At 63.4% G+C, this 1,825-nt stretch carries 3 protein-coding genes; all 3 read left to right on the top strand.

What is annotated here, in order from left to right; translation table 11 throughout:
• Positions 1-283 (top strand): GNAT family N-acetyltransferase (locus HMPREF1546_RS15475; protein ID WP_021752102.1); only part of this gene is annotated, 283 nt, incomplete at its 5' end.
• A gap of 13 nt (positions 284-296) precedes the next feature.
• The gene (gene yqeK / locus HMPREF1546_RS15470) at positions 297-1,487 is read left to right on the top strand and encodes a bis(5'-nucleosyl)-tetraphosphatase (symmetrical) YqeK (protein ID WP_021752101.1); all 1,191 of its coding nucleotides are present in this window, start codon (positions 297-299) and stop codon (positions 1,485-1,487) included.
• Positions 1,488-1,494: 7 nt separating this feature from the next.
• On the top strand, positions 1,495-1,825 hold a 331-nt coding region (locus HMPREF1546_RS19315; RefSeq protein ID WP_021752100.1), incomplete at its 3' end, for a hypothetical protein.

Here is a 1,825-nt window from a genome sequence, read left to right as displayed (position 1 = left end):
CGCCACCGGCGGCCTGGACCTCCGCCGGGAGATGCCCTCCTATCACAATCCCGCGGGTCTGTCCGGCCATATCATGAACATCTGGACGGATCCTGCCTTCCGAGGCCGGGGGATCGCATGGCGGATGCTGGATCTCCTCACGGCAGCGGCCTGTGAGCGGGGCTGTTTGACGGTTTCTCTCCACACCACCGCCATGGGCCGCCCGCTGTATCAGCGGTATGGCTTCACCGCCACGGATGACGAGATGGAGTTGGAGCTTCCGGCGGAAAAATCTGAACCATAAAGAGGAATCGCGTATGAAGATCGGCGTTTACGGCGGGACGTTCAACCCGCCCCACCTGGGCCATGTGACCGCGGCCCGGGCGGTATTCGAGCTGCTGAAGCTGGACCTGCTGCTGCTGGTCCCGGACCGGGAGCCACCCCACAAGGCGCTGCCAGCGGGCAGCCCCACTCCGGAACAGCGGCTTGAGATGACCCGCCTGGCGGGGGAGCAGCTGGGCCTGGGGGACCGGGTCCAGGTACTGGATCTGGAGCTGAAGCGGACGGGTCGGAGCTATACCTCCGACACCCTGGCCCAGCTGAAGGAGCGGTACCCGGAGGACGAGCTGTGGCTGCTGATGGGCACGGACATGTTCCTCACCATCCAGACCTGGCACGAAGCGGAGAAGATTCTGTCCCTGGCGGGGATCGCCACCTTCGGCCGAACGGAGGCGGACACGGAGGAGCTGTTCTCCGTTCAGCGGGACTATCTGTACCGGACATATCCCCAGGCCCGGATCTTCACCCTCACCATCCCCGGCGTGGTGGATGTGTCCTCCACAGACCTGCGAACCATGCTGGCGAAGGGAGAGGGCGTGAATCTCCTGCCTCCGGCGGTGTACGGCTATATCCTGCGGGAGGGACTGTACGGCACCCGGGCGGATTTGAAGCGCCTGCCCCTGCGGGAGCTGCGGCCGATAGCTCTGAGTTATTTGAAAAACAAGCGCATCCCCCACGTGCTGGGCACGGAGCAGGAGGCCATCCGTCTGGCGGAGCGGTACGGCGCCGATGTGGAGAAGGCCCGGGTAGCGGCACTGCTGCACGACTGCACAAAAAAGCTGAACATGGAGGAGCAGCTGGAACTGTGCGGCCGGTACGGCATCCAGCTGGACGAGCTGGAGCAGAAGGCCCTGAAGCTTCTCCACGCCAAGACCGGCGCGGCCATCGCCCGGGACGTGTTCGGTGTGGACGATGAAATCTACAACGCCATCTGGTGGCACACCACGGGCCATGCCCACATGACCCTGCTGGAAAAAGTGATCTATCTGGCGGATTATATCGAGCCCTCCCGGAATTTTCCGGGGGTAGACAAACTCCGCGCTGTGTGTTATAAAGACCTGGACGAGGGCCTGCTGATGGGCCTGGAGATGACCATCGAAGAGATGACCGAAATGGGAAACCCTGTGCACCACGCCACCATTGAGGCGCGGGACGCATTGAAAGGATAGAGAGACAGTGGATAGAGAAAACGGAAAGCATCCGACGGGCGGGACGCCGAAAAAGAGCAGACCCAAGAAGCCGAAGAAACCGAGCCGCCTGACGCGGCAGCAGAAGCTGCTGATCGCGGTAGCCGTGGTACTGGCCATCGTGCTGATCGCGGTGGTGGCCTGCCAGAGCCTGTTCGTTCGCCCGGATTTGCCGGACAAGAACGCGGATGCGGACAGCGGGACCCAGGAAGAGGAGATCGACTGGGGCGAAGGGACCCGACCCCGCAGCGACGGGGAACGGAAGAGTCAGGACTATTACACGGTCCTGATCCTGGGCCGGGACACGGGGGGCGGCGGCA

The sequence above is a fragment of the Oscillibacter sp. KLE 1745 genome (assembly GCF_000469445.2).
GTDB lineage: Bacteria > Bacillota > Clostridia > Oscillospirales > Oscillospiraceae > Oscillibacter > Oscillibacter welbionis.
The sequence above is the reverse complement of the archived record's forward strand: the minus strand, read 5'-3'. Positions and strand labels throughout refer to the sequence as shown.